Source organism: Synechococcus sp. ATX 2A4, from assembly GCF_024346375.1.
Lineage (GTDB): Bacteria > Cyanobacteriota > Cyanobacteriia > PCC-6307 > Cyanobiaceae > MW101C3.
The window spans coordinates 14477-36147 of sequence record NZ_JAGQCV010000003.1; the positions used below are offsets into that span (position 1 = coordinate 14477).

17 protein-coding genes and 3 pseudogenes are annotated in these 21671 nt (G+C 57.9%); 16 read left to right on the plus strand and 4 right to left on the minus strand.

The features are described from left to right. Nucleotides 1-36: 36 nt before the first annotated feature. The 4 genes and pseudogenes from rpsP to KBY97_RS03350 form a co-directional block, all read left to right on the plus strand. Nucleotides 37-453: pseudogene (gene rpsP, locus KBY97_RS03335) on the plus strand (30S ribosomal protein S16); the annotation flags it as partial. Nucleotides 454-563: 110 nt separating this feature from the next. Next, nucleotides 564-1598 carry a PhoH family protein gene (locus KBY97_RS03340; RefSeq protein WP_255145283.1) on the plus strand — a complete coding sequence of 345 codons (1035 nt, stop codon included), beginning with the start codon at nucleotides 564-566 and terminating at the stop codon, nucleotides 1596-1598. Nucleotides 1599-1689: 91 nt separating this feature from the next. Further along, nucleotides 1690-2418, plus strand: coding sequence for a Bax inhibitor-1 family protein (locus KBY97_RS03345; RefSeq protein ID WP_255145284.1), 729 nt, complete (start codon nucleotides 1690-1692; stop codon nucleotides 2416-2418). A gap of 87 nt (nucleotides 2419-2505) precedes the next feature. Beyond that, nucleotides 2506-2729, plus strand: a pseudogene (locus KBY97_RS03350) (GDP-mannose 4,6-dehydratase); the annotation flags it as partial. A 43-nt stretch (nucleotides 2730-2772) separates the two neighbouring features. On the opposite strand, the gene KBY97_RS03355 reads toward KBY97_RS03350, so the two are convergent. Further along, a complete protein-coding gene (locus KBY97_RS03355) occupies nucleotides 2773-3663 on the minus strand; it encodes an N-acetylmuramoyl-L-alanine amidase (RefSeq protein WP_255145285.1) in 891 nt (296 codons plus the stop codon). A gap of 252 nt (nucleotides 3664-3915) precedes the next feature. Here KBY97_RS03355 and KBY97_RS03360 point away from each other — a divergent pair, with 252 nt between their 5' ends. The 4 genes from KBY97_RS03360 (at nucleotide 3916) to KBY97_RS03375 (ending at nucleotide 7225) form a co-directional block, all read left to right on the plus strand. Next, entirely contained in the window at nucleotides 3916-4809 is an 894-nt protein-coding gene (locus KBY97_RS03360) for a sulfotransferase domain-containing protein (RefSeq protein ID WP_255145286.1), read from the plus strand. A 263-nt stretch (nucleotides 4810-5072) separates the two neighbouring features. After that, a complete protein-coding gene (locus KBY97_RS03365) occupies nucleotides 5073-5360 on the plus strand; it encodes a hypothetical protein (protein ID WP_255145287.1) in 288 nt (95 codons plus the stop codon). 24 nt (nucleotides 5361-5384) lie between these two features. Then, nucleotides 5385-5906, plus strand: a complete 522-nt coding sequence (locus tag KBY97_RS03370; protein ID WP_255145482.1) for a methyltransferase domain-containing protein — start codon at nucleotides 5385-5387, stop codon at nucleotides 5904-5906. Further along, nucleotides 5903-7225 (plus strand): glycosyltransferase, encoded by a 1323-nt coding sequence (locus KBY97_RS03375; RefSeq protein WP_255145288.1) that lies wholly within the window; start codon nucleotides 5903-5905, stop codon nucleotides 7223-7225. The genes KBY97_RS03370 and KBY97_RS03375 overlap by 4 nt, the downstream gene beginning before the upstream one ends. Nucleotides 7226-7351: 126 nt before the next feature. On the opposite strand, the gene KBY97_RS03380 is transcribed toward KBY97_RS03375, so the two are convergent. The 3 genes from KBY97_RS03380 to KBY97_RS03390 form a co-directional block, all read right to left on the minus strand. Then, nucleotides 7352-8308 (minus strand): hypothetical protein, encoded by a 957-nt coding sequence (locus tag KBY97_RS03380; RefSeq protein ID WP_255145289.1) that lies wholly within the window; start codon nucleotides 8306-8308, stop codon nucleotides 7352-7354. 380 nt (nucleotides 8309-8688) lie between these two features. Beyond that, on the minus strand, nucleotides 8689-9801 hold the full coding sequence (locus KBY97_RS03385; RefSeq protein ID WP_255145290.1) for a glycosyltransferase: 1113 nt from the start codon (nucleotides 9799-9801) through the stop codon (nucleotides 8689-8691). A 751-nt stretch (nucleotides 9802-10552) separates the two neighbouring features. After that, the gene (locus KBY97_RS03390) at nucleotides 10553-11632 is read right to left on the minus strand and encodes a TIGR03790 family protein (RefSeq protein WP_255145291.1); all 1080 of its coding nucleotides are present in this window, start codon (nucleotides 11630-11632) and stop codon (nucleotides 10553-10555) included. Nucleotides 11633-11788: 156 nt separating this feature from the next. Between KBY97_RS03390 and KBY97_RS03395 the strand changes: the two genes are divergently transcribed. The 8 genes and pseudogenes from KBY97_RS03395 (at nucleotide 11789) to KBY97_RS03425 (ending at nucleotide 21075) form a co-directional block, all read left to right on the plus strand. After that, entirely contained in the window at nucleotides 11789-13693 is a 1905-nt protein-coding gene (locus tag KBY97_RS03395; protein ID WP_255145292.1) for an ABC transporter ATP-binding protein, read from the plus strand. A gap of 86 nt (nucleotides 13694-13779) precedes the next feature. After that, entirely contained in the window at nucleotides 13780-15000 is a 1221-nt protein-coding gene (locus tag KBY97_RS03400) for a hypothetical protein (protein WP_255145293.1), read from the plus strand. 343 nt (nucleotides 15001-15343) lie between these two features. Further along, nucleotides 15344-15913, plus strand: a complete 570-nt coding sequence (locus KBY97_RS03405; RefSeq protein ID WP_255145294.1) for a DapH/DapD/GlmU-related protein — start codon at nucleotides 15344-15346, stop codon at nucleotides 15911-15913. 336 nt (nucleotides 15914-16249) lie between these two features. Further along, nucleotides 16250-17254 (plus strand): hypothetical protein, encoded by a 1005-nt coding sequence (locus tag KBY97_RS03410; protein WP_255145295.1) that lies wholly within the window; start codon nucleotides 16250-16252, stop codon nucleotides 17252-17254. Nucleotides 17255-17472: 218 nt separating this feature from the next. Then, nucleotides 17473-18177 carry a hypothetical protein gene (locus KBY97_RS03415; protein WP_255145296.1) on the plus strand — a complete coding sequence of 235 codons (705 nt, stop codon included), beginning with the start codon at nucleotides 17473-17475 and terminating at the stop codon, nucleotides 18175-18177. A 47-nt stretch (nucleotides 18178-18224) separates the two neighbouring features. After that, a pseudogene (locus KBY97_RS14800) lies at nucleotides 18225-18632 on the plus strand (hypothetical protein); the annotation flags it as partial. Between the two features lie 66 nt (nucleotides 18633-18698). Then, entirely contained in the window at nucleotides 18699-19586 is an 888-nt protein-coding gene (locus KBY97_RS03420) for a glycosyltransferase (RefSeq protein ID WP_399217260.1), read from the plus strand. Nucleotides 19587-20019: 433 nt separating this feature from the next. Further along, nucleotides 20020-21075, plus strand: a complete 1056-nt coding sequence (locus tag KBY97_RS03425) for a glycosyltransferase family 4 protein (protein WP_255145298.1) — start codon at nucleotides 20020-20022, stop codon at nucleotides 21073-21075. Nucleotides 21076-21671 lie beyond the last annotated feature (596 nt).

A 21671-nucleotide genomic window follows, 5' to 3' on the forward strand; every position in this document is an offset into this window, starting at 1 on the left:
ACGGTTAGGAACTGCCATCTTCACGACTGCGCCACGATGATCAAGCTCCGCCTGAAGCGGTTCGGCAAGAAGCGGGAAGCGAGCTTCCGCTTGGTTGCCACCAACAGCACATCACGTCGTGATGGCCGGCCGCTGGAGGAGCTGGGCTTCTACAACCCCCGCACGAAAGAAACCCGCCTCGATACCGAAGCGATCCGCGTGCGGTTGGGCCAGGGCGCCCAACCCACCGACACGGTGCGTTCGCTGCTCGAGAAAGGCGGTCTGATCGAGAAATCGATCCGTCCGGGCGAAACCGTCGGCAAGGCCAAGCAGGCCGCTGCCCGCGAAGCCGTCGCCAAGCAGGCTGAAAAGGAAGCAGCTGAGGCCAAAGCCGCCGCTGCTGAAGCCGCTGCCAAGGAAGCCGCCGAAGCTGCTGCCAAGGAAGCTGAAGCTGCGGCGGCAGCCGCTGAGGCTGCTGCAGCCGCAGAAGCCGCTGCTGCTGAGGCCGCTGCCCCTGAGGCTGCCGAAGAGGCCGCTGAGCCTGAACCCACTGCTGCTTCTGCGGCCGCTTGAGGGCGCGCCCCATGACCGGGGCCGACACCTCTTCTTCCCGCACGCTCATTGCATTGCCGAATCCTTCGGCGGCGCTCGCACTGGCCGGCGAAGCGGAAGCCACCCTGCATCACATTGAGGCGCTCACCGGCGCTGCGATGGTGCTGCGGGGTCTTGATTTATCCATTCAGGGGCGCAGCAGCCAGCGTGAGCGGGCCGCCGCGCTCGTGGATCTGTTGCGGCCGCTCTGGCAAGAGGGCCAGGCCGTCGGGGCGATCGATGTGCAAACCGCCCTGGTGGCGCTCGACACCGGCCGCAGCGCCGAACATCGCGACCTGGGCAATGTAGTGCTGGCCCGCAGCCAGGCCGGCAAGCTGCTGCGGCCGCGCACGCTGCGGCAGCGCAGCTATGTGGAGGCGATGGAACGCCACGACCTCACCTTGGCGCTCGGGCCGGCGGGCACCGGCAAAACCTTCCTGGCCACGGTTCAGGCGGTGCGCATGCTCAACGAGCGGCGGGTGGAGCGGCTGATCCTCACCCGACCCGCGGTGGAAGCCGGCGAACGGCTGGGCTTCCTGCCCGGCGATCTGCAGCAGAAGGTGGATCCCTACCTCCGCCCCCTCTACGACGCGCTGCACAGCCTGCTGGGGGCGGAACGCACCAGCGCCCTGCTGGAGAAAGGCGTGATCGAGGTGGCACCGCTGGCCTACATGCGGGGCCGCACCTTGGCCGATGCATTCGTGATCCTCGATGAGGCGCAGAACACCACTGCGGCCCAGATGCGCATGGTGCTCACGCGGCTGGGGGAGAACTCGCGGATGGTGGTCACGGGCGACCCCACCCAGGTGGATCTGCCGCGCGATCAAATCAGCGGCCTGGAGGAGGCGGCGCGGGTTCTGGAAGGCGTCGAAGGGGTGGCGGTGTGTACCCTCACCGCCGCGGATGTGGTGCGCCATCCGCTGGTGCAGCGGCTGGTGGAGGCCTACGGCCGGCTCGACGCCGAGCGGCAGCAACGGGGGCGGGAAGCGGGCAGCCGCGAGCCGCGCGGGCGGGACCGGCTGCGCTGAAACGCGCATGGGAGCTCGTGGTTAGGGAGATCCACACTCCGCAGCCCGGGCCTCGCTGGCAGGATGGAGAGGTTCGAACCTCTGGTGAGCCATGCCGGCCAGCAGCAATTTTCAGCAAGCGATCCGCGAGGCGCAAGGCAGCGCCCTCGTCGGCCCCAACGTCGTCAACAAGGCCCTGCCCTATGTGGGCGGCGGCATGGTGCTCACCGCCGGTGGTGTGGTGGGTGGCCTGTCGATGATCGGCACCCCACTGTTCATGCCCCTGTTCTGGGTGGCGTTGATCGGCAACTTCATCCTGTTCTTCGTCGCCCAGAACGTGGCGATGAAGGGCAACAACAGCACGGCGCTGCCGATCCTGGCGATCTACAGCCTGATCACGGGCTTCACGCTCAGCGGCATCGTGGCGATGGCGATCGGCACCGCGGGCATCGGCGCGATCGGCACCGCAGCCTTGGCCACCGGCATCACCTTCGTGGTGGCCTCGATGGTGGGCCGGCGCATGAGCGACAACCTGGGCCAGGCCCTCAGTGGCGTGGTGGGCCTGGGCATCCTCGGCCTGATCATCGCCATGGTGGTGCAGGTTGTGGGCGGGATCTTTATCCCCGGCTTCGGTGGCAACGGCTTTGAGCTGCTGATCGCCGGCTTCGGCACCGTTCTGTTCGTGGGAGCCGCCTTCCTCGACTTCTACACGATGCCTCGCACCTACAGCGACGACCAATATCTGGCCGGCGCGCTGGGCATGTATCTCACCTATATCAACCTGTTCATCTTCATTCTGCGCCTGATCATCGCCCTCAATGGCGGCGGCCGCCGCGACTGAGCCATCGCTGCATCCTGTTTCAATGCCAGGGGTTCGCCCCTGGCTTTTTCATGACTGCTGGCGGCTTGATGCCCGAAGCACGCAGACCAGGCCAGCGCCAGCGTGCTCGACGGCCTGGTGCAGGAAACACCGCAGCAGAAATCCACTCCCTTCTATCCAAGAAGCCCCAATGGGGGGCGGCAAAGCTTGATACCTGCTGGATCACCCTGAATGATCGGGAAGCCCATGGAATGGATGCCTGCAATGGCATTCTGTTCAACCACGAAAGCCCACGCCGCGGCGATATCTTCGTGACCCGCAAGATCACGCGCGCTACGGTGGTGGGATCGATGGAGATCCGCCGATACTGGTGCCTTAGCCCCCGCGCCTCTCCCCCAGCGCAAACGGCGCGAAGAAGGCGGTGATGCCGAGGGCCTCGGCAAATTCCAGCACGCGGCACCAGGCGCGGTTCTCACGCAGGATGCCGCGCAGGATCACCGGCGCGTTGCCGCCCTGGAGGCCCATCTCGAACAGGGGATGGCCGATGGAGGTCTGCACGCCGTCTTCTCGGTAGGTGGGGGCAATGTCGGTGCTGCCGATCAGGATGCGGCATTGGCCGGGGTTCCACTCAAACGGGATGTCGTAAAGGGTGAGCAGGTCGGCGGCCAGGGCCCAGGAGGTGCCATTGGCATCGATGTCCACAGCGAGGCTGGTGCCGCGGGCCGTCATCGAGGCCTTGCGGCGAAAGAGCAAAGGGGCTGGGCCCACGGCACCAGCGGGGGCAGGGGCCAGGAGTTCACGAATCCGTTGCCGCAGCTGCTCGCCACCGTCGGCGGGGCCACCCCTGCGCAGTTGCATGAAGTCCCAGCGTTCGCCGCTGCCGCCCCAGGCCACCGGGCCGTAGTTGTCATGCATCAGGCGGCCATCTCGGTTGGCGGCCGCTTCCGCGTGGGTCATCACGCGCTGAATGGTGATCTCTTCGGCTCGCCAGTTCCAGCTGCGCGCCACTGCGGCCACCTCCTGGCACATCGCTTCGAGCTGGGCCTCGGTGGGAGGAATCGTCCAGGGATCGGGGTTGCCACCCATGCAGGCACAGGAGATGGCCACGGCATTGCTGTTGCGACGCCAGGTATGGGCGTTGAGATCCATCGTGTAGGAATGGAGCCGATGCAGATGTCCATCACCAGCCACGATCGTGTGATACACCCCTGATCTCACCCAGCTGTAAGGGGTGGCCGTCCAATGCAGATAGATCGTTGCGGCCATAGATGCAGCGATGGGCCAGGTGGTGCGGCGGAGGTTAGCGAGGTTGGCTCAGTGCTGCTATCCCTCACGGACCCTGGCTTCGGCAGCGGCTCCCGAGCAGTGGTGGGGACGGCGGGGAAGACGCAATGAGGCCATGGGTTATGCTTCAGCAGGAATAACCATGTCACCGCTTACACTTCTTTGCCTCCGAGCAAGAATTGATATCAGCGTTGTCCAACTTTAGAGCAATCAGTTTCTTCCTCAAAGGAGTTTATGAAAGCCTTTCTTAAGCAAAAGCTGAAAACTGCTGCGAGGATGATGATCAACGCAGGAGCGGAGAGGATCGCAGAGGAAATCATTAGCGGCTCCGTGCAGGTCAACACTGTGCTGGCTGAGTTTCCCAGATCAGGTGGCAGCTTTCTCTTTTTTGTTCTCAATCATCTTCTTGAGAACAGGGATCAGCTTTGCGTTGCCAATCCGCATATCTATGCGAGCCTGCGCTCTTCACTAGACCTTGATCAATCAACATCAAGCCTGGCAAAGGCATCGGGGTTGATGAAGATAGATTCGAACAATGGCTGCCGGGTGCTGAAAACCCACGCGCGCCACAAGACACAATTTCGCTCGATCATCTGCCTCTATCGCGAGCCATTGTGTGTGATGAAGTCCTATTACAGATTCCTCATTGCCAGCGGCTGCAGTGACTACCAGAATCTCAATCAGCTGATCACCTGCCGCCACCACGGTTTGCCCGCATGGCTCGACTTCTACCGCAGCTATGCAGCGGCGCCCCAGGGCAGCCGGATTTACTTCCTGAACTACGCAGACCTTTGCGCCAATCCCGTTCAAGACATTGAGGACGTGTTGCTTGGCGTGTTTGGTCTCGGCCTCAACCAAGCCGGAAGGGAATGTGTTGGCAGAATTTCGAGCGTATCCTACGGGCAACGTCTTGAAGAGATCGTGATTAGCCATGATCCAAGGATGTCCTGCGAGCGACGCTTGATCCGCTCTCAATCGCCACTCGGCCAGACTTCCGATGAGCTTGAAATGCCCGCAGACCTGTCGATTCAATGCGAAGAAATGATGGGCTGGCTCAATGGATCCAGCGCAGACACTGAAGCGGGCACAAGCGAGCCTCAAGCGAATCAGCATGCCAATATGTCATGACTTTATCGGTGGACAGCCAGCAGCCACGCCACGCAGGGACAAATCACGCGAGACCAGAATAGCCATCACCAGTTTTTTTAGACGCTGAATTCCCTGGCATCAGCTTTTGACCATTTCGCAACGCCCGGTCACAACATCAACAACCGAAATCACCTTTGCCCGTTTATGCTTCATGTCCTGCCTCGAACGATTCGAAGAGGAAGACAAGCTTCATGATTGAGCCAGGTTGCTTCTCGCTATCTTTTGCTGAACACCAAGCCATCGTGCAACTCCTCGCAGCGGTGGGATCGGATCCATCCCTTGAACAACTTTGGTGGCTCATGGACCAGGCCTGGCAGGAGTGCGGTTGTGACAACCTGCGCGTGGATGAAGAGCGCTACTCCAGCTTTTACCGCCATCCGGTGTGGTTGCTGAACGGCATGTTCATTGAACAACATTCCACATCAATGGGGCACTGGCGTGCCATCACAGCGGCCGCCGCCGCCCTTCGCCCTGAGCATGTGGTGGATGCGGGCGGTGGCTTCGGCAACCTGGCCCGGTTGTTGGCCTAGGCCCTTCCAGCGGCGCCGATCCACATCTGCGAGCCCTATCCACACCGGCACGGCATCGAGAGCTGCCGGCCCTTCTCAAACATCCATTTTGTGCCCGGATTCACCAGTGAGGCCTATGACGTATTGGTGAGCACTGATGTGCTCGAGCATGTGCCAGATGCACTGGCCCTGCTGGCGCGCATGGTGCAGGCTGTGCGCCCTGGAGGCCATCTGCTGATCGCCAATTGCTTCCATCCAGTGATCCAGTGCCACCTGCCCTGCACCTTTCACCTGCGCTACAGCTTTGGCAGCTTTTGCCGTGAGCTGGGGCTGGAGAGGCTGGGCCCCTGTGAGGGAAGCCACGCCACCATCTACCGGCGTTCCCAGAGGATCGAGCCAAACTGGCCGCGCTTGCGGGCCTTGGAACGCCGTTCCCAGCAGCTGTTTCCCTGGCGCCAGTGGAAATCCAACCGCCTGCAGAATTGGAGCCATCGCGCTGGCCTGCTGGTCACCCAGCCGCTCCACTATCCACGCACAATGTTGGCGGTGATTAGGCCAAGGCGATGAAGATCCTCCACGTCAATGCGTCTGACATCTCCGGTGGAGCCGCCCGCGCCGCCTACCGGATCCACCGTTGCCTGGTGGACCACGGCCAACCCCACGGGCTGCAATCGCAACTGCGGGTGCTCCAGAAACTCAGCAGCGACTCCTCTGTGATCGGCGGCGCGGCCCCTTCGCAACGCAGCAGGATGTGGCGGCGGCTGGCGCCACGGCTGAGGAACTGGTCATACCGCGGCTTCGTCACCACCAATCCGGTGCTGCATTCCAATGCCTGGCTGGCCACCGGATTGGGGGCGGAGCTACAGGCTCGCCGCCATGCGCAGACAACCGATCTGCTGCACCTGCACTGGCTCTGCGATGCCACTCTTTCGGTGCAGGAGATCGGCCAGCTCCCCCAGCCCCTGGTATGGACCCTCCACGACCAATGGGCCTTCTGTGGCACTGAGCACTACACCCACCCGCCGGGGGCGGGCGAGAGCGAAAGCTCGGATCGGCGTTTCGAACTGGGCTACACCCCAGACAGCCGCCCGAAGCAGGAGCGCGGCCCCGACCTCAACCGCCGCTGCTGGTTGCAGAAACGCCGTGCCTGGCAGCGGCCAATGCGGATCGTTTGCCCCAGCACCTGGCTGGCGAATTGTGCACGGCGCAGCGCCCTGATGCGTGAGTGGCCGATCACAGTGATCCCTAATCCCATTGATGTCGAAGCATGGGCACCCTGCGACCAGGCGCAAGCCCGCATCCTGTTGGGGTTGCCGCTGGATCGGCCTCTGGTGCTGTTCGGGGCGATGGGCGGCACCCTCGACCCGCGCAAGGGTGCCGACTTGCTGCGGAAATCGCTGCGTTCTCTCAAGGCAGGCGCCTCAGACACGCCGCTGGCAGAGCTCGAACTGGTGGTGTTCGGCCAGAGCCTCCCTGCGGAGCCTCCTGAGCTGGGCTTTCCCATTCACTACAGCGGCCATCTCCACGACGACATCAGTCTGCGGTTGTTCTACGCCGCTGCCGATGTATTCGTGATTCCTTCCCGCCAGGACAACCTGCCCAACACTGGCCTGGAAGCCCACGCCTGCGGCACACCCGTGGTGGCTTTCCGCACCGGCGGGTTGGTCGACGTCGTTGAGGATCGAATCACAGGCTACCTGGCAGAGCCCTTCGATCCCGCCTCACTGGCTGCAGCCATCGCCTGGGTGCTGGAGGATCCTCATCGAAATCGACAACTTGGTGATGCGGCGCGGCAACGAGCCGAGCAGCTCTGGAACCCCGAGCGCGTTGCTGGGATGTATGCACAGCAGTACCGGCAGGCGTTAGGTTCCGCCGTGTCTGCATGAATGGGGCGCTACATAGAGTGTTAAGAAGATGAATACGTCCAAAGGGTCAACTGCATTATCTCAAGGGAAAAGAGATGTCATTGGGTCTATACCTCTGAACTTTGATGTTAGCAATACCAACGCCGTTTAACAACAATCAATTGGCTCGGCTCTCAACCGCTTGGCGAGGTAGCGCGCAGTGGCCTGCTCACTGCAGTGACTGTTCCACCATGCCAGGCTGGCTTGGTGGCGCTCCAGCAGGGCGGCCGGATCGGCAAGGAGCTGTTGGATCACCAAATAGCCTGTGCGCCAGTCGGGAACGGTGACGATCGGGGAGCCGCGGTAGAAGGTGGTATCGGGCAGTGGTTCGGACACCACCACTGCGCCAGCGCGTAGGGCTTCCATGTGGCGGAAGGTTTCACTGCTAGAGAAGCCGCGGGGGCAGAGCACGATGCGGCTGTCGTGCAGAAGGCCTGCGTAGGCGGCGGGGGCGAGGCCGCGGCGGAAGCCATCGCTGAAAAGCAGCGAGGTCCGTCCGAGGGCTGGATCCGCGAGCCGATCGAGGCTGTGGCGCCTCAGGCGTCGGGGCATGCGTCGAACCAGGGACCTGGCCAGGGCCGGGGACAGGTGGCGCAGCAGGGGGTGCAGGGCGCAGTAGAGGGGCAGGCGGTTTGGGTTGAGGTTGCCGGCGAAGAACACATCCAGCGAGCGCTCGGCGAAGGGCCGCACCGCCAGCTGGGGCACGGCCCCCACTACGCCGGGGTGGAAGGGATACACGCGGCTTCCGAGCAGCTCACGGGGCAGATAGGCCTTAAAGATGTGCCGGTAGTGGGCCTGCAGCGCAAGCGTGGCGGAGATGGAGGGGCTCTCGTCAGAGATGGCGATCAGGACCTTGTCGTCGCCGGGCAGTGCCGCCGAGGCAGGAACGGCCTCGGGCTGGTGGCTGCTGAACACGAAGAAACGCCAGCTGCTGAAACAAGGCAGCTCGCGAGCCAAGGTTACGAAGCAGCGTGTGAGGAAGGCGGTTTCGTTGAGTTGCTCCCAGCCATAGGCCGACGCGGCATCTAATTGCACGTTGGACGGCAGGGCGGCTTGGGTGTTCATCAGCGCAGCGGGGAAATCATGGGGCTCTTGATCGCGGCGAGGGTTTCGCTTCGCTTCTCCTGCAGCCGTTTGGCCGATAGCATCATCCATGGTTGATGGGGAGGTTGGGGTTGTGCCATAGGGACGCGTTTGCGTCACTGGCATGGGTAGTTTCCAGTAGCCTCGCAGATAGCAACGCTGTACCGCCGCATCGATCTGCTCCATCAAGCCCCCTGGATGTGCGATTGAGGTAGGTGGCAGCTGTTTTAATAGCGGGTGGTTACGTAAACCAACATAAAGACGAAAAGGCCTGCCGTCCTAATAAGAATTCTGCCCTGATGTCGAATCAGGTATCACTTGGGGCGATTGTGCGAGTGGCAGAGCTTCTATAGCCTGGGAAATTAGAATCTAAGTTTTCGACGGATTCTCATGTAAAACGCAACACTAGCAACCAAGAAGTCTTTGCAGGCATTTGCAAAACCAAGGCCTGAATCCTTTTTGCGATAACATCCTTGTTGAAGCATTCTCGCAAAAACCAACAGGCCATTCGATCGGCCTGAGTAAAGACTCGCCCGTAAACGATTATCCCTCATCCTCAATCGCACCGTACTTAGACGGTGATTGACATAGTCGGCAGAGCAACCACGCTCTAGCAATTCACCAACCATCACGTCCAAGATACAAGCTACTTTCTCAAGGGAATCGGCAATTTGTGAGTAAGTTTCGCTTCCGTGCCCTCGTTGGCTCCAGCGTAGCAATGGCAGCCTAAGCCGCATAGGAATCCATGATCGAAGCAAAAGTTCTTGATCCTTGCTTGTATCTCTGCTGGAATTGGATCCGTGCTCAATGTGGGCGACGAGTGGCTCAGGAATAAAGACGCCTGCGTGGAGCGCGGAAGCCAGAACACAAAGCAACTCATCATGCCCAACCGCAGGCTTGTCGTGCTTTCCATTAATCTCAATGAAAAACTCAGGCGAAAGGGAAACTGGCGCGTACCCCAAGAGCCGCTTATCCATTAATATAGAAAAGCCTGCACAGTCTACAGGACCCAACCGATACCCTAGCGGAGGATAGTAGCCAGTTGAATCAACTGTCGAAGAAATCTTGTCTCCATGGTCATCAACGACGTCAAACCCATGCGTGATCAACAAGGAAGGCGATTGTTTCAAGACGGAAAGGCTTCGCTTTAATTTGTCGGGATACCAAACATCGTCATGATCGCAAAAGGCTACGTATTGAGCTTTCGTAAATGCAATGCCAGTCAAAAAGTTTAGAGCATAGCCAAGGTTGACATCATTGACAATGACCTGGACCGGAAACGGAGATACACTCTTAAATTGATCGAGAATAGAAAGGGTATCATCAGTGGATCCATCGTCACAAACAACCAATTCGCATGGCTGAAGAGTTTGACTAAGCAAGCTGTTCAGCTGGGCGGGGAGCCACCTGGCGCCATTATAGGTACACATCAATACGCTAATCATTTCTTTGCTTGACTGGTTTTCAAGGTTCACGCCTACAAGCGGATTCCCATGTTACCTCTCCACCACCTATGCGACCGTGCACGTCATCCACCCTAACCCGTAACATAGTTGTACAGCCTGTGCATGTTGCGTGATTTCTCAGAACATGTAGCTGATGTTATCACAAAAGGACTTGAATACGGCTATTCTATCGAGAATTGAGAAGAGTGGGTTTCCACTTACAAGCAAGAGCTTAGCGGCCAGGTTCAATGCCTGCCGGGAAAGACAATGCCATGCGATTAGGCAATCGTCTCCAACTTACCTGATACCGCTTCGATTTCGGGCGTAGGGGGCTTAATCCATAGCAACTCTGGTGCCGCCAGCACCGCATGGATTATGACAAGCGGCATGGGTGCCGCTGTTACGGTGTCGCGAAGTTGATGCATCTGTGCCGGGGATTGCACCAATTCACAAATGCATAGCCCCATTGGCAGAGGTCTTCCAGGATGGCAAATGGCCACCGAAGGGTGATCAGGGCGGTCGTTCGCCGAGCGGAACACTAAATCGGAGAGGGGTTGTCGTTTGACACAGTGGGGCGAGGAAACAACTGCAGCAGGCCCAACTCTCAGAAAAGACTGCGGCTAGGGAGTTGCCATTGCCCGCGTGGAGGATTAGCGGCTGTTTTCGGCCCTTGCTGAGCCGCTCGCGCAGACAGGTCCCTCTCACCAGATTGGCTGCGAACTCCTGGCTCCGCCCAGTCGATACAGAAATCCAGGGACGCTGATCTTCCCGGCCCACAGAATCACTGGGGCCGCCACGGCCTGGCCAGCGGCTCGCCGATGAACACCCCCTGGCCCGGCATCGCCACGCTGCGCCAATAGGCCTCGATCAAGGTGTCACCACGGCGGTAGAAGAGCATCGCCAGCCCCGGATCAGGGAACTTGGCGGGAATGTTGCAGGGCTCCACAACCGTTCCATAGCTGCCGGTGGCTCCGGCCTCCAGCCAGCGCAGCGCGCTCATCTGGCCGCTGTCGGTGAGCTGGCCGCCAAAGGAGGTGAGGTGGTCGGCGATGGCACCGGGGCGGAACTGCAGCGTTTCCAGGCCCTCCACGGCCGTCAACCCAGTGAAATAGAACATCACGTCGTTGGCGTTGCGCAGGGCATCGGCGCGCAGCACCACCACCTTGAACGTCGGCGCCAGGGCCAGCCGCGCCTGTTCAAATCCCGCTGCACGCACATTGCGGGCCGCATCGCTGCTGCTCAGCAAGTAGCCGGTGCCAGCGGGTGCCGTGCCGTCCGCAGCCAGGCCCCGCTCGATCAGCCGCTGGCCCTGGGCGAGGCTGGTGGCTGCCAGCAACATCGTGGGCCGGATCCGCAGTTCATCCCAGGGGCGGCGCACCGCCGCATTGGCGAAATAGGGATTCATGCGCGTGGGCAGGCATCCCTGGGCGCAATGGCGTGGGTCGTAGCCAAAGGCGAATGCCGTGGTGATCGACAGGCAATCCACCCGGTAGGGCTCCGCCCAGGCCAGCGCATAGGCCTGCACGTGCGCAGGGGTGCGCTGGTCCACCTCTGCCTTGAGGGCGCGGAACGCCTGGGGGCTCAAGCTGCTGCTGCCTGCGGGGAAACGCACCCGGATCACCTGGGCAGCCGGCAGGCGGCGGCGGGCCTGATACGCCTTGCCAAGGGCTTCGCTCAGCGGATCGGCGGCATTGATGATCAAGGCGAGATGGCGGCGGTCCAGCGGGCCGAGGGCTGGGTTGTCGAGCAGCCCCATCGCCCCATCGAGGCTCTGGCGGCCGGTCTTGGTCAACCCAAGCAGGGCCGCCGCGACAGCCGCCAACAACAGCAGCGAACGCAGCACCACCGATCGTCCTTGCACCTGCCCAGCATGGAGCCATGGCGGCCAGTGGGCGAACTCGCCACACCACCTGGAGCAAGCGAAGGTGTTTCGGTAAGAATGCAGGCGCCAAGGAACGCTGCCCTGTGGCGGTCCCGATTCCGGTTGCTTCGGTCCTTGCGCGTCCTGCCTGCTCCCTTGCTGCGAACCGCACGCTCGATCAAGCGGGTGCTGCTCGGGCCCTTTGTGGATCCGGAGCCGGCGGCGCGGATCATTCGCACCACGGCTCGCCATCAGTGGCGGCTGATCAGCGTCAATCTGGCCACCAGCCTGTTTGAAGCCTTCAGCGAGGGAGCCACCTTCGGGGTGATCTTCCTTGCGGTGCAGATGCTCTCCGCACCCGCTGCCGCCGGCCAGAGCACTGGGATCAACTGGGAAACAAATCCAATCGTGGGCCATTTCCCAGGCGTGGTGGACTGGATGGAAACAGTGGATCCGATCCACCTGTTTCTCGCCCTGCTGGCGCTGGCGGTGCTGCTGCAGGCCAGCCAAAGCCTCAGCCGCTACCTGAGCCAGCTGAGTGTGGGCTATTTCGCTGCCCGTTGCCGCGCCATCATCACCGCGCGGGTGCACAGCCAGATCCTCAGCCTGAGCTATGCCTGTGCCAGCCAATGGCGGGTGGGGGATCTGGTCGACCAGGCCGCCCAGGGGCCCATGGCGGTGCAGGTGCAGATTGAAGCGGCAAGCCAGCTGCTGATCACGGGATTGTTGATCGCCGTGTATGTGGCGGTGCTGGTGGGCATCTCGCCCTGGATGCTGCTGGTGGCGGTGCTGCTGGGGGTGCTGATCACATTCGTTCAGCGCAAGTTGCTGCCCAGAATTCGCACGGGGTCCGCCCTGGTGGCAGCAATCCAGGTGGAGGTGTTCAGCCGGGTCACCGAAGACATCCAGGGTCTGCGCATCCTGCACAGCACCGGCCAGCTGGAAGCGGCCGATCAACGGGTGATCGGCCGCATGGGGGCGCTGGAGCAGAGCCTGCGCCGGCAACAACGCCTGATCAATGTGATCGGCCCCTTCTCCAGCTTTCTGCCGATCGCGGCGATGGCCCTGATCGCAGGAATGGGGTTGTTGGTGTTCGGTGCCCGCAGCACCGGCATCCTGCCCAGCCTGGTCACCTTCGTGCTGGCGCTCCAGCGCCTCAACGTGCGCTTCGCTGGAATTGCTGAGAATTTCAATCGGCTCTCAGACAATGCCGGGCGCTATCAACGCCTGAATGACATCCTCTCCAACGACGGCAAACAGTTCAGGCGGCGGGGGGGCGTGCCCTTCCAGGCGCTGGAACAAGAGATCCGCTTGGAGGATGTGTCGCTGCGATACCAGCCCGATCTTCCCGCTGCCGTAGAGGGAGTGAGCTTCAGCCTGACACGCGGAAAAACAGTGGCGCTGGTGGGGGCCAGCGGAGCGGGCAAGAGTTCCATCGCCGACCTGCTCGTGGGCTTGTATGCCCCCACGGCCGGCCAGATCCTGGTGGATGGCACCGATCTCGAAACGCTCAATCTCGCCAGCTGGCAGCAGCGGCTCGGTGTGGTGAGCCAGGACACCTTTCTGTTCAACACCAGCCTGGCCAACAACATCGCCTTCGGCACACCGCATGCCAGCCAGGAGCAGGTGGTGGACGCGGCCGTGAAGGCCCAGGCCGCCGGCTTCATTGAAGCCCTGCCCGACGGCTACGACACACTCGTGGGCGAGCGGGGCTTCCGCTTGAGCGGTGGCCAGCGGCAACGCATTTCCCTGGCGCGGGCCATCTTGAGAGATCCAGAGCTGCTGATCCTCGATGAAGCCACCAGCGCCCTCGATACCCAGAGTGAACGGCTGGTGCAGGAGGCGATCGAACGCTTTGAGCGGCAGCACACCGTGCTGGTGATTGCCCACCGGCTCAGCACCGTGGTGAATGCCGATGAGATTCTGCTGATGCACAACGGCCGCATCGTTGAACGGGGCCGCCATGAGGAGCTGGTGGCAAAGGGGGGGCGCTACCGCGAACTTTGGTTCCAGCAATCCATGCCCAACAGCATGACGAGTGCTCCGGGAGTGGGGGGCTGAGGCGTGCTTCCTCCAAGCACGCCTCAACAAGCTGCCCATTCTAAATCTGGCAAACTTCACTCAGCACAGATAGCGAGGGACAACCGTTGACGGATGCAGTCAGTGAACAGTTAAAAGAGTTTGAGCAGGCAGATCAGCTCCCAAAGCTGCTCTACATCGGTGACATACCGCTGCGTGACGATGCTTCTGGAGGCAGCATCGTGCTTTGGCGTCACAAGCAGAGGTTGAAGAGTTTTGTGATTGAAGAGCAGACTAATCCGCTCTGGTCCAATAGCTTCGGCGCTTTTTGTGCTGGGTATCTTCGACGTTGTCGACTCTCCCGTTTAGAACTGGTGATACGCCCTTGGCTTACGTCGATCACACACCGAGTTCCCCCAGGGCGTGCTCAGAACATTCGCGAATCACATGCAGCCATCCTTACCGTGGCGCATGGCAGCAGATGGTTGGAGGCAATGGCAGTGTCTGCTGCAACTGGCCTGCCACTAGTCAGCATCTTTCATGACTGGTATCCCGATGCAAGCGGTTGCCCTCATGGCTGGACAGCAGTGTGGGACTACTGGTTCCGACTCTTATACCGGCGCAGTTCCCTTGCCTTTACGGTTTCGGAAGGCATGGGGCGCGAACTGGGATGGCACCCAAACGCTCATGTGTTGCCACCAATTCCTGATCAACCGCTGCCCGAGCTTGCTGCTGCCGCTGAAACAGGCATGGGAAACCCTGAGGTGCAGTTGTACTACGCGGGCTTCGGAGGTGGGGTTTATGCACCGATGCTGGAATCCCTGATCAAAGCAGTCCAGAAGGATCAACGCTTTCGACTGCGAATCTCAGGGTCGGAAACAGGGGCTTTGGCAGAGTTGCATCAGAATGAAAGAATTGAGGTCCTTGGCTTCTTGAATGATGACACGTGGCAAGCGGCTTTCAACGAGGCGGATTATCTCTTGGTAGTGCTCCCATTTGCAAGAAGAAATCAACGGCACCTGCGAACGCATTTTCCCAGCAAGCTCGTTGAATACGCCAATCGAAAGCGTCCAATCGTAATTTGGGGTCCCCGGTCATCAAGCGCAGTAACATGGGCATGTGGAGTGGGCAATGCGCTTGTCTGCACGAGCCCCAAAGCAGAAGATCTACTGGCCACAATCATCCTTGCAAGCGAGAAAAGCGCTTGGAGGAGAAAACGTTCTGGTTTCGAAGTAAAGCCTATTACCCAAACAAGGTTTGACCCAAAGACCATCCATCAAACATTTGAGTCTGAGCTGGAGAACCTGCTGTGTCATCAACGCAGGGAAGCCTACAAACCAAGCTCGTAATAAATGGGGATGGCAAAGCCTAGAGAGCCAGCTGTGTACACCAAACCAACGATCAGGGCCAGCCGAGCAAACCGAAACATCCAGCAACAACAGAAGACGCACAAAAGAATGTCAATGCTAGATCAACTCCTTGTGAGTCGCATAATCAGCATCACAACAGGCTGCCAATGCTTAGAATTGCACAAATAACAAGATCAACCCACCACCAAATATAAGCAAGAAAGCCGGAGCAGAGCGAAGAGCTACATCTTTAATGGATGCATTTGAGACACTCGGAGAATGAAGTTATTGTATGATAGAGTCTTGATCGTTCTTCCTCCGAACATCTCAGCAAAGGATTCCCATGGCTTTCCCAATTGATCGCCTCAAGGGATTTGCAAAAGCCTGCCAATTCGCCGCCTACAGCTGGCCAGTTAGCGAGATTCCCTCTTACAGCATCCGCCAAAGATATCTCAGGCATATACTAAACTACAAGATCCATCCCTCCGCCAGTATTCACAAAGGATGTTTTGTTAGTGGGTTTCACTTAACCATTGGCGCTCACTCAGTCATCAATCGCAATTGCCGTCTTGATGCGCGCGGCGGCATTCATATCGGCATGAATGTGAGCATTTCAGCGGAAACCTATCTCGTTTCCGCTAGCCATGATCCTCATTCGGAAACATTTGAAGGACTGAATGGTCCGACCCAGATACAGATTGACGATTACGCATGGATTGGGGTGCGCTCACTGATTCTTCCTGGCATCCACATAGGCCATGGATCTATAGTAGGAGCAGGGTCGGTTGTGACCCACAACGTGGGGCCTTATCAGATTGTCGCTGGCAATCCAGCACGCCCGATCAACACCCGCCTGTGCGAACCACACTATCAACTGAACTGGAAACCCTGGTTTGATACGGACATCTCTTAGTCGAAAGGGCGATGATGCATTCACCAAAGCCAGGCAAGTACGCAATTGCAAACCACCTCAATGCTATTGAATTTCAACTGCTATCATGAAGAGCTTTCAATTCCATGAGGCCCATCACTGTCCACAGCTCGGCGCTGTAAGCGCAGATTACTGCAGCCAAAAAGTCCGCTCTGTTATTATCACCATGGATCATCGGTGCGCCGAAGAACAACTCAACCCAATTCATATAGACTGAGAGTTACTGTGCTGTTTCACTGTGCAAAACAAGGTTCCAGCTGGATTCTTGAATTAATCTGCTCAGACTTCTCAATTTCCTCTGGGGCGTGCCACCGCTCCATGCAGATCAAGGCGATTCTCGAATGCGGAGGGTATACCTTAGATCTCATCAGCCCGCCAGAACGGCCACATCGATGGGAGCTTGCTCTTTCAGGGATCAAGCTGGGCCTTGCCAATGGATTTTACCGTCCGGCAGGATTGGCATCCCTGCGAGCCGGAGGCAGCCAACGAAGTTTACTGAAAGCCTTATATCACCGATTTCCTGACATCAAAGGGTTCATTTTCGAAGGGACAGGATTCGGAGCGCTTGCTGGCTTGGGATGGTGCAAGCGCCATGGGCTGAAGACCGTGTTGATCCCCGCCAACATTGAATCACTTGCAAATTATCCAGGGGCATGGACTCACAAGAACCTTTCCGTTTCAGAGCGGTTCCGCAATGAGGAGCCATGGCTAAGGCTTGCCGATGCAATTTTTGCCATCTCGATTGAGGAAGCTTGGTGGCTGGAGCTTCATGGCATCAAGGCCCAACATCTCCCGTACCATCCATGTGAGCAGCATCTCGAATCCCTAGTGCGTCTACGACAAGCGCGAGAGCCCGATCATAACTTTGGCTATCTTCTATTAGCTGATTTTGGAAATGCTGCCAACCTTCGTGGTGCCAGAGTTTTTGCTGAGCTTCTGGCGAAAGGCCTAACGGTGAATCACCCAATCCATGTGGTGGGCCGCGGAATGGAACAAGCAGAGCACATTTTTGAATCCCACAGTTCTCACCCTTTCATCTTTGAAGGAGAATGTACTGAACTCGCCCTAGCAGAGTTTCAGCGGCGTTGTCTCGCCTTGGTGCTTTTCCATCCACCCACTTCTGGGATGCTGACAAGGGTGGTAGATGCCGCCATTGCCAACATCCCTATCGTAGGCAACTTAATGGGGCTCAAGAGCTACTATCACTTCTTCAGTGAAGCATTGATTGAGGCCGAGCACTTTCCCTTGCAACCCAGCGTGCGCCTGAGTCCAGAGCCTTCACGTCAGGCTGAGGCGAGCCTGCTTCGTACACTTGAGGCATAATATGTTTCCATTGTCTCAGGGAGTTGCTACCATCTATGCTTATCAAGGAGACATTTCTCGAAGTCAGACTCGGTGCCCCAACACCTAGAAAAGATTAGGAGTGATGAGTCTAATGGCGTGATACCCAATCCCAAGAATCACTCTGCATTAGCAAGATTCTCACAGTGAGCAACAGTTCCCGCATTGAGATTCTGCGAGCAGGGTCTGGCCTTCCAGTGGTGCTTCTGAATCTGGATCGACGACCAGACAGGCTGGCTCTCTCGTTGCAAGGGGCGCCTGCTGGAGGAAAGATTCAATTGCTGCGATTTCGAGCTTTTGACGGCCTGAACCCCGCCGATATTCAGCAGATAGAAGATCAGTTCGGGCTTCGATCAGATGATTTCCCCCACGGGGCTGGTAGTTTCTCCCATCGATACTCGATGCTTAGAATCCTTCAATATGGCGTTGATCAAGGCTGGCCCATCTTCACAGTCGCCGAAGGCGACGTATCACTGAGAGGTTGCTTCCGCCATCTTAAGTTCGCCATAAATGCCTTAAACAAGCATCAATCGGATATCTTTTTTCTTTGCGGATGGGATTACCAAGCCAAAACCAGTGGCTATGGGCATCTTTGCCGCGTGAAACGAGCGCGATGCACACTTGGCACGGCCTTTTCTGTGTACTCCAGGCAAGGGGCTGAGCGGTTGATTGAACATTCAACGCGCTATCCCCAGATGCCCCTTGATCAGGCCGTTGCTCAGCTCACCGTAGACGGTGCACTGAATTGCATTGGCTATCGGTTTAACCCCTATCGCCAGATGCCCTGGCTGGGTACAGATGTACAAGTTGGTGCCACGACGCCCGAGGATCGTTCCATGCTGCGATCCCTGAAATCCCAAGCGAAACACATCTTCCAGCTGGGCGTGAACAGGCTTGGTTTATAGTTCTTCCAGATTCCTAGCCACGATTCACCTCAGAAGCCAGTCTGCCCGTGGCCAAGCAAACCCGTCACCCAGCCCCGAACGACAGCAGGCGTCTTCGGGAAGAACAGGGCACAACTCCCTTGCGTATTCTTCATCTTTCAAACTCCTTCTATCCCACTGTCACTGGGGGAACGGAGATCTTCGTTCATCAGTTGATCGCTGCCCAGCGCCATTCAGCTGATGTTCAGGATCTGCTCTGGGCGGCTCATGCGCCCATGCCCGCGTCTGAGCAGGAGTCGGTTTGCCCCCCACTGGAATCCAAGCAGCACTGGCTGCCACCAGTGAGTCTTGGTGGTCGATTGGCCACGGTTGGGGCCGAAGCCGCTGCGATTCCTGGTTTCCAGGCACTGCTGCAAAGCTTTCAACCGGATGTGGTGCATCTCCACTCGTGGAGTGAGCGCTGTGGCCTCAGCCATGCCCGGGCCGTCAAAGCAGCCGGAGCACGGCTGGTGGTTACCGTGCACGCACCTGGCTTCACTTGTATGCAAGGAAGCCTGATGCACCATCGCCGCAGCCTCTGCGATGGAGAAATTCAAGACCATCGCTGCACCGAATGCCGGCTGGTGAACGGCGGGCTGCCGGCGCCGATCGCCCAGCTGGTGGCAACGCAGAGTGGCTGGCCCCTCTCCGCCGAGCAGCCGGGCACCCTTGCCCATGTGCTCACGGCCCGCCAGCTCACCCGCGAGTTCCGGCTGGCCTGGCAGGAACTTGTGGGATTGGTGGATGCCTTCCATGCCTTGGCGGCATGGAGCCAGCAGGTGCTGTTGCGCAATGGTGTGCCGGCCGAGGCGCTCCATCTGATTCGCACCGCCGGTCCGCAGGCGCTGCCACCGCGCACACGCCAACCCATGGAAGATGGCGTGCTTCGGCTGGTGTATTGGGGGCGCTGCGCAGAAGTGAAAGGTCTGCATCTGGTGATTGATGCAATCCGCGCGCTTCCCGCTCACCTGCCGGTTGAGCTGAGCTTTTATGGCCCCTATTGGGACGACAGCTATGGCCGCGCCATGCAGCAGCGGATTGCCGGTGATCCCCGCTTCAAGCTGATGGGTACACTTCCGAAAGATGAGCTCCTGGTGCAACTGCAGGCCTACGACCTGGCTGTGGTTCCATCCACCTGGCTGGAAACCGGCCCGCTCACGGTGCTGGAAGCCTTTGCAGCGGGCCTGCCCGTGGCTGGCAGTGATCTAGGCGGAATTGCGGAGCTGCTGGCATTAAGCAATTCAGGCATCTTGATCCCAACAGAAAAAACCGCCTGGAGCAAGTTGTTCAGGGATATCACTGAGGGCAACCAGGTATGTCCGCCTGTCAACAACTCCAGCCTTCATGATTTCAATACAATGGCACAAGAAATGCTGGATCAGTGCTACTGATAGCCTAATTTGTATCTTTAGCCAAAGAACCTTCTGGATCAAGTTCATCAGATGAACGAAAAGCAATTCCGTGCGCACTGCCAACACCACAGATTCATGTGGTTTCAGCATGTAGCCTAGTATCCAAGGATGAAGACAGGATCAACACTCACCAACGTCAGCGTTCGCAGACAGTTGCACACTTGCTGGCGTAGCATCAATATCAAATCGCTTGGCTGCAATGTCCAAGACATAACACAATGAAAATCAATTAACGAGCATGAGAAACATTCGACAAATCTCGCACCAATCGCCAGTTAATTACCATTGTACCTCCCACTTCCAGAGTTCAAGTGTAGATGCACGAAGCACAGCTTCAAAGGTTTCCTGCTCTGCATGAAGCATCCATCGGCCAACGCAGTACTACGCAGCCCACAGCACCGATAAAGCCACCATGAAGATTCTTTTGATTGCAGATCCACTTATACCTGTGCCTCCTAAACATTACGGAGGCACGGAGAGAATCGTAGCTCTATATGCCGAAGAATTTTCACGACTAGGCCACGAAGTGAATTTGATGGCAGCGCAGGGGTCAAAGTCATTCGGCGGGAAGCTCTATTGCCATAGAGCACCAAATCATCAATACCTCAGCAGAGCCTATCGGAAATTACGTTTTCAACTTCAAAGTACTCTAGCGTTTCATCGCTGTGACGTTGTTTACAACTTTGGACGAATCGATTATCTTAAGACATTGTTTTCACTTGGAGCTCCAGTTCTACACTGTTTTCAGAATCCTGCACGCCAGGAAGACGTCAACACTTTCGAAAGCCAGCAATCATCAAATGTAGCCCTGCACTTCATCAGCAATAACCAAAGAGCTTCGGTTAAAAGCAGCCTAAAAAGCTATGTGATTTCAAATTGTTTGAACACACGCTCAATCCAGAGTGGTGCAGGCCAAGGTGGCTATTTAGCCTTCTTGGGGCGCCTCACGCGGAATAAAGGGGTGGATGTAGCAATTTCAACCGCCAAGGCAACGGGTAAACGATTGGTGATTGCAGGCACTGTTTCTAGCGAGGAAGAGGGAGAGAAGTTCTTTCAGGAGGAGGTTAAACCCAATCTCGATGGCGAGCAGATTGTTTGGATTGGCCCAGTTGATGATCAGGAAAAATACAAGTTGTTAAGCAACGCGTCTGCGCTACTATTCCCAATCAGGTGGGATGAGCCATTTGGAATTGTAATGGCGGAAGCACTTGCATGTGGAACACCTGTGATCGCAACAAAACGCGGCTCTACCCCAGATGTCATTCGTCATGGAGAGAATGGCCTCCTTTGCAACTCTATTGAGCCAACCGTTGAAGAGTTTTCTGATGCTGTTTCACGACTAGACCTGATTGATCGAAAGGATTGCAGACGGGCAGCCGAAGACTATTTCGACGTAAGAGTTGTAGCGCCTCAAGTTTTGGGAGCCCTACAAAGGTTGGCATCCCGTGGATCTACCAAAAATGGATAAGGCAGTCTACCTTGCAATCTCAAGCCTCAAAGATGGATGAACCGGGCTCAATGCTAGCAGATATGAACAATTGCTAGTTGTTCCAATAACTCTTTGCCTGCGTACTATTGATAGACTCTTGAACGCCTTACGATCAAGCACCCATTTCTTCAAAGTTCGAGCAGTCCACTTTCTTGCTTGCATGTAATTGAACTGCAAGACCAGGATGCAAGGCTTAAACGCTAGACAATACGCCCAGCTTCGCCCGACTTCACTTGTAAAGATAATTTGGTGACACCACCACCTCGGCGCTTGAAGAGTCGTGGACCTCAGTGCAAATAGTGAGATTTTCACATTTAGCATAGAAACGCAAGATTCCCATCGCCTGAACCCCACTTAGCCACGACAGAAACGACGCAGCCTTTTACATTGGCATCGTTATTATCCCACGTCCTTATAGCACGGCATCACAATCGCCATAAGAGAAAGGCGTCTGGCATCAAATAGATTTGCGTAAGGCCCATCTTGATTCTTGTCTGTTTCCAGCCATGCCATGGGCAACAGCCAGATCGTCAGCTTTGCCGAGCAACCATCATTGGGTGATGAGCAAACGATGC

Coding starts and splice junctions, on each gene's coding strand:
- KBY97_RS03340 (WP_255145283.1), top strand. CDS start 564: ATGACCGGGGCCGACACCTCTTCTTCCCGCACGCTCATTGCATTGCCG.
- KBY97_RS03345 (WP_255145284.1), top strand. CDS start 1,690: ATGCCGGCCAGCAGCAATTTTCAGCAAGCGATCCGCGAGGCGCAAGGC.
- KBY97_RS03355 (WP_255145285.1), bottom strand. CDS start 3,663: ATGGCCGCAACGATCTATCTGCATTGGACGGCCACCCCTTACAGCTGG.
- KBY97_RS03360 (WP_255145286.1), top strand. CDS start 3,916: ATGAAAGCCTTTCTTAAGCAAAAGCTGAAAACTGCTGCGAGGATGATG.
- KBY97_RS03375 (WP_255145288.1), top strand. CDS start 5,903: ATGAAGATCCTCCACGTCAATGCGTCTGACATCTCCGGTGGAGCCGCC.
- KBY97_RS03380 (WP_255145289.1), bottom strand. CDS start 8,308: ATGAACACCCAAGCCGCCCTGCCGTCCAACGTGCAATTAGATGCCGCG.
- KBY97_RS03405 (WP_255145294.1), top strand. CDS start 15,344: ATGGCTTTCCCAATTGATCGCCTCAAGGGATTTGCAAAAGCCTGCCAA.
- KBY97_RS03410 (WP_255145295.1), top strand. CDS start 16,250: ATGCAGATCAAGGCGATTCTCGAATGCGGAGGGTATACCTTAGATCTC.
- KBY97_RS03420 (WP_399217260.1), top strand. CDS start 18,699: ATGCAAGGAAGCCTGATGCACCATCGCCGCAGCCTCTGCGATGGAGAA.
- KBY97_RS03425 (WP_255145298.1), top strand. CDS start 20,020: ATGAAGATTCTTTTGATTGCAGATCCACTTATACCTGTGCCTCCTAAA.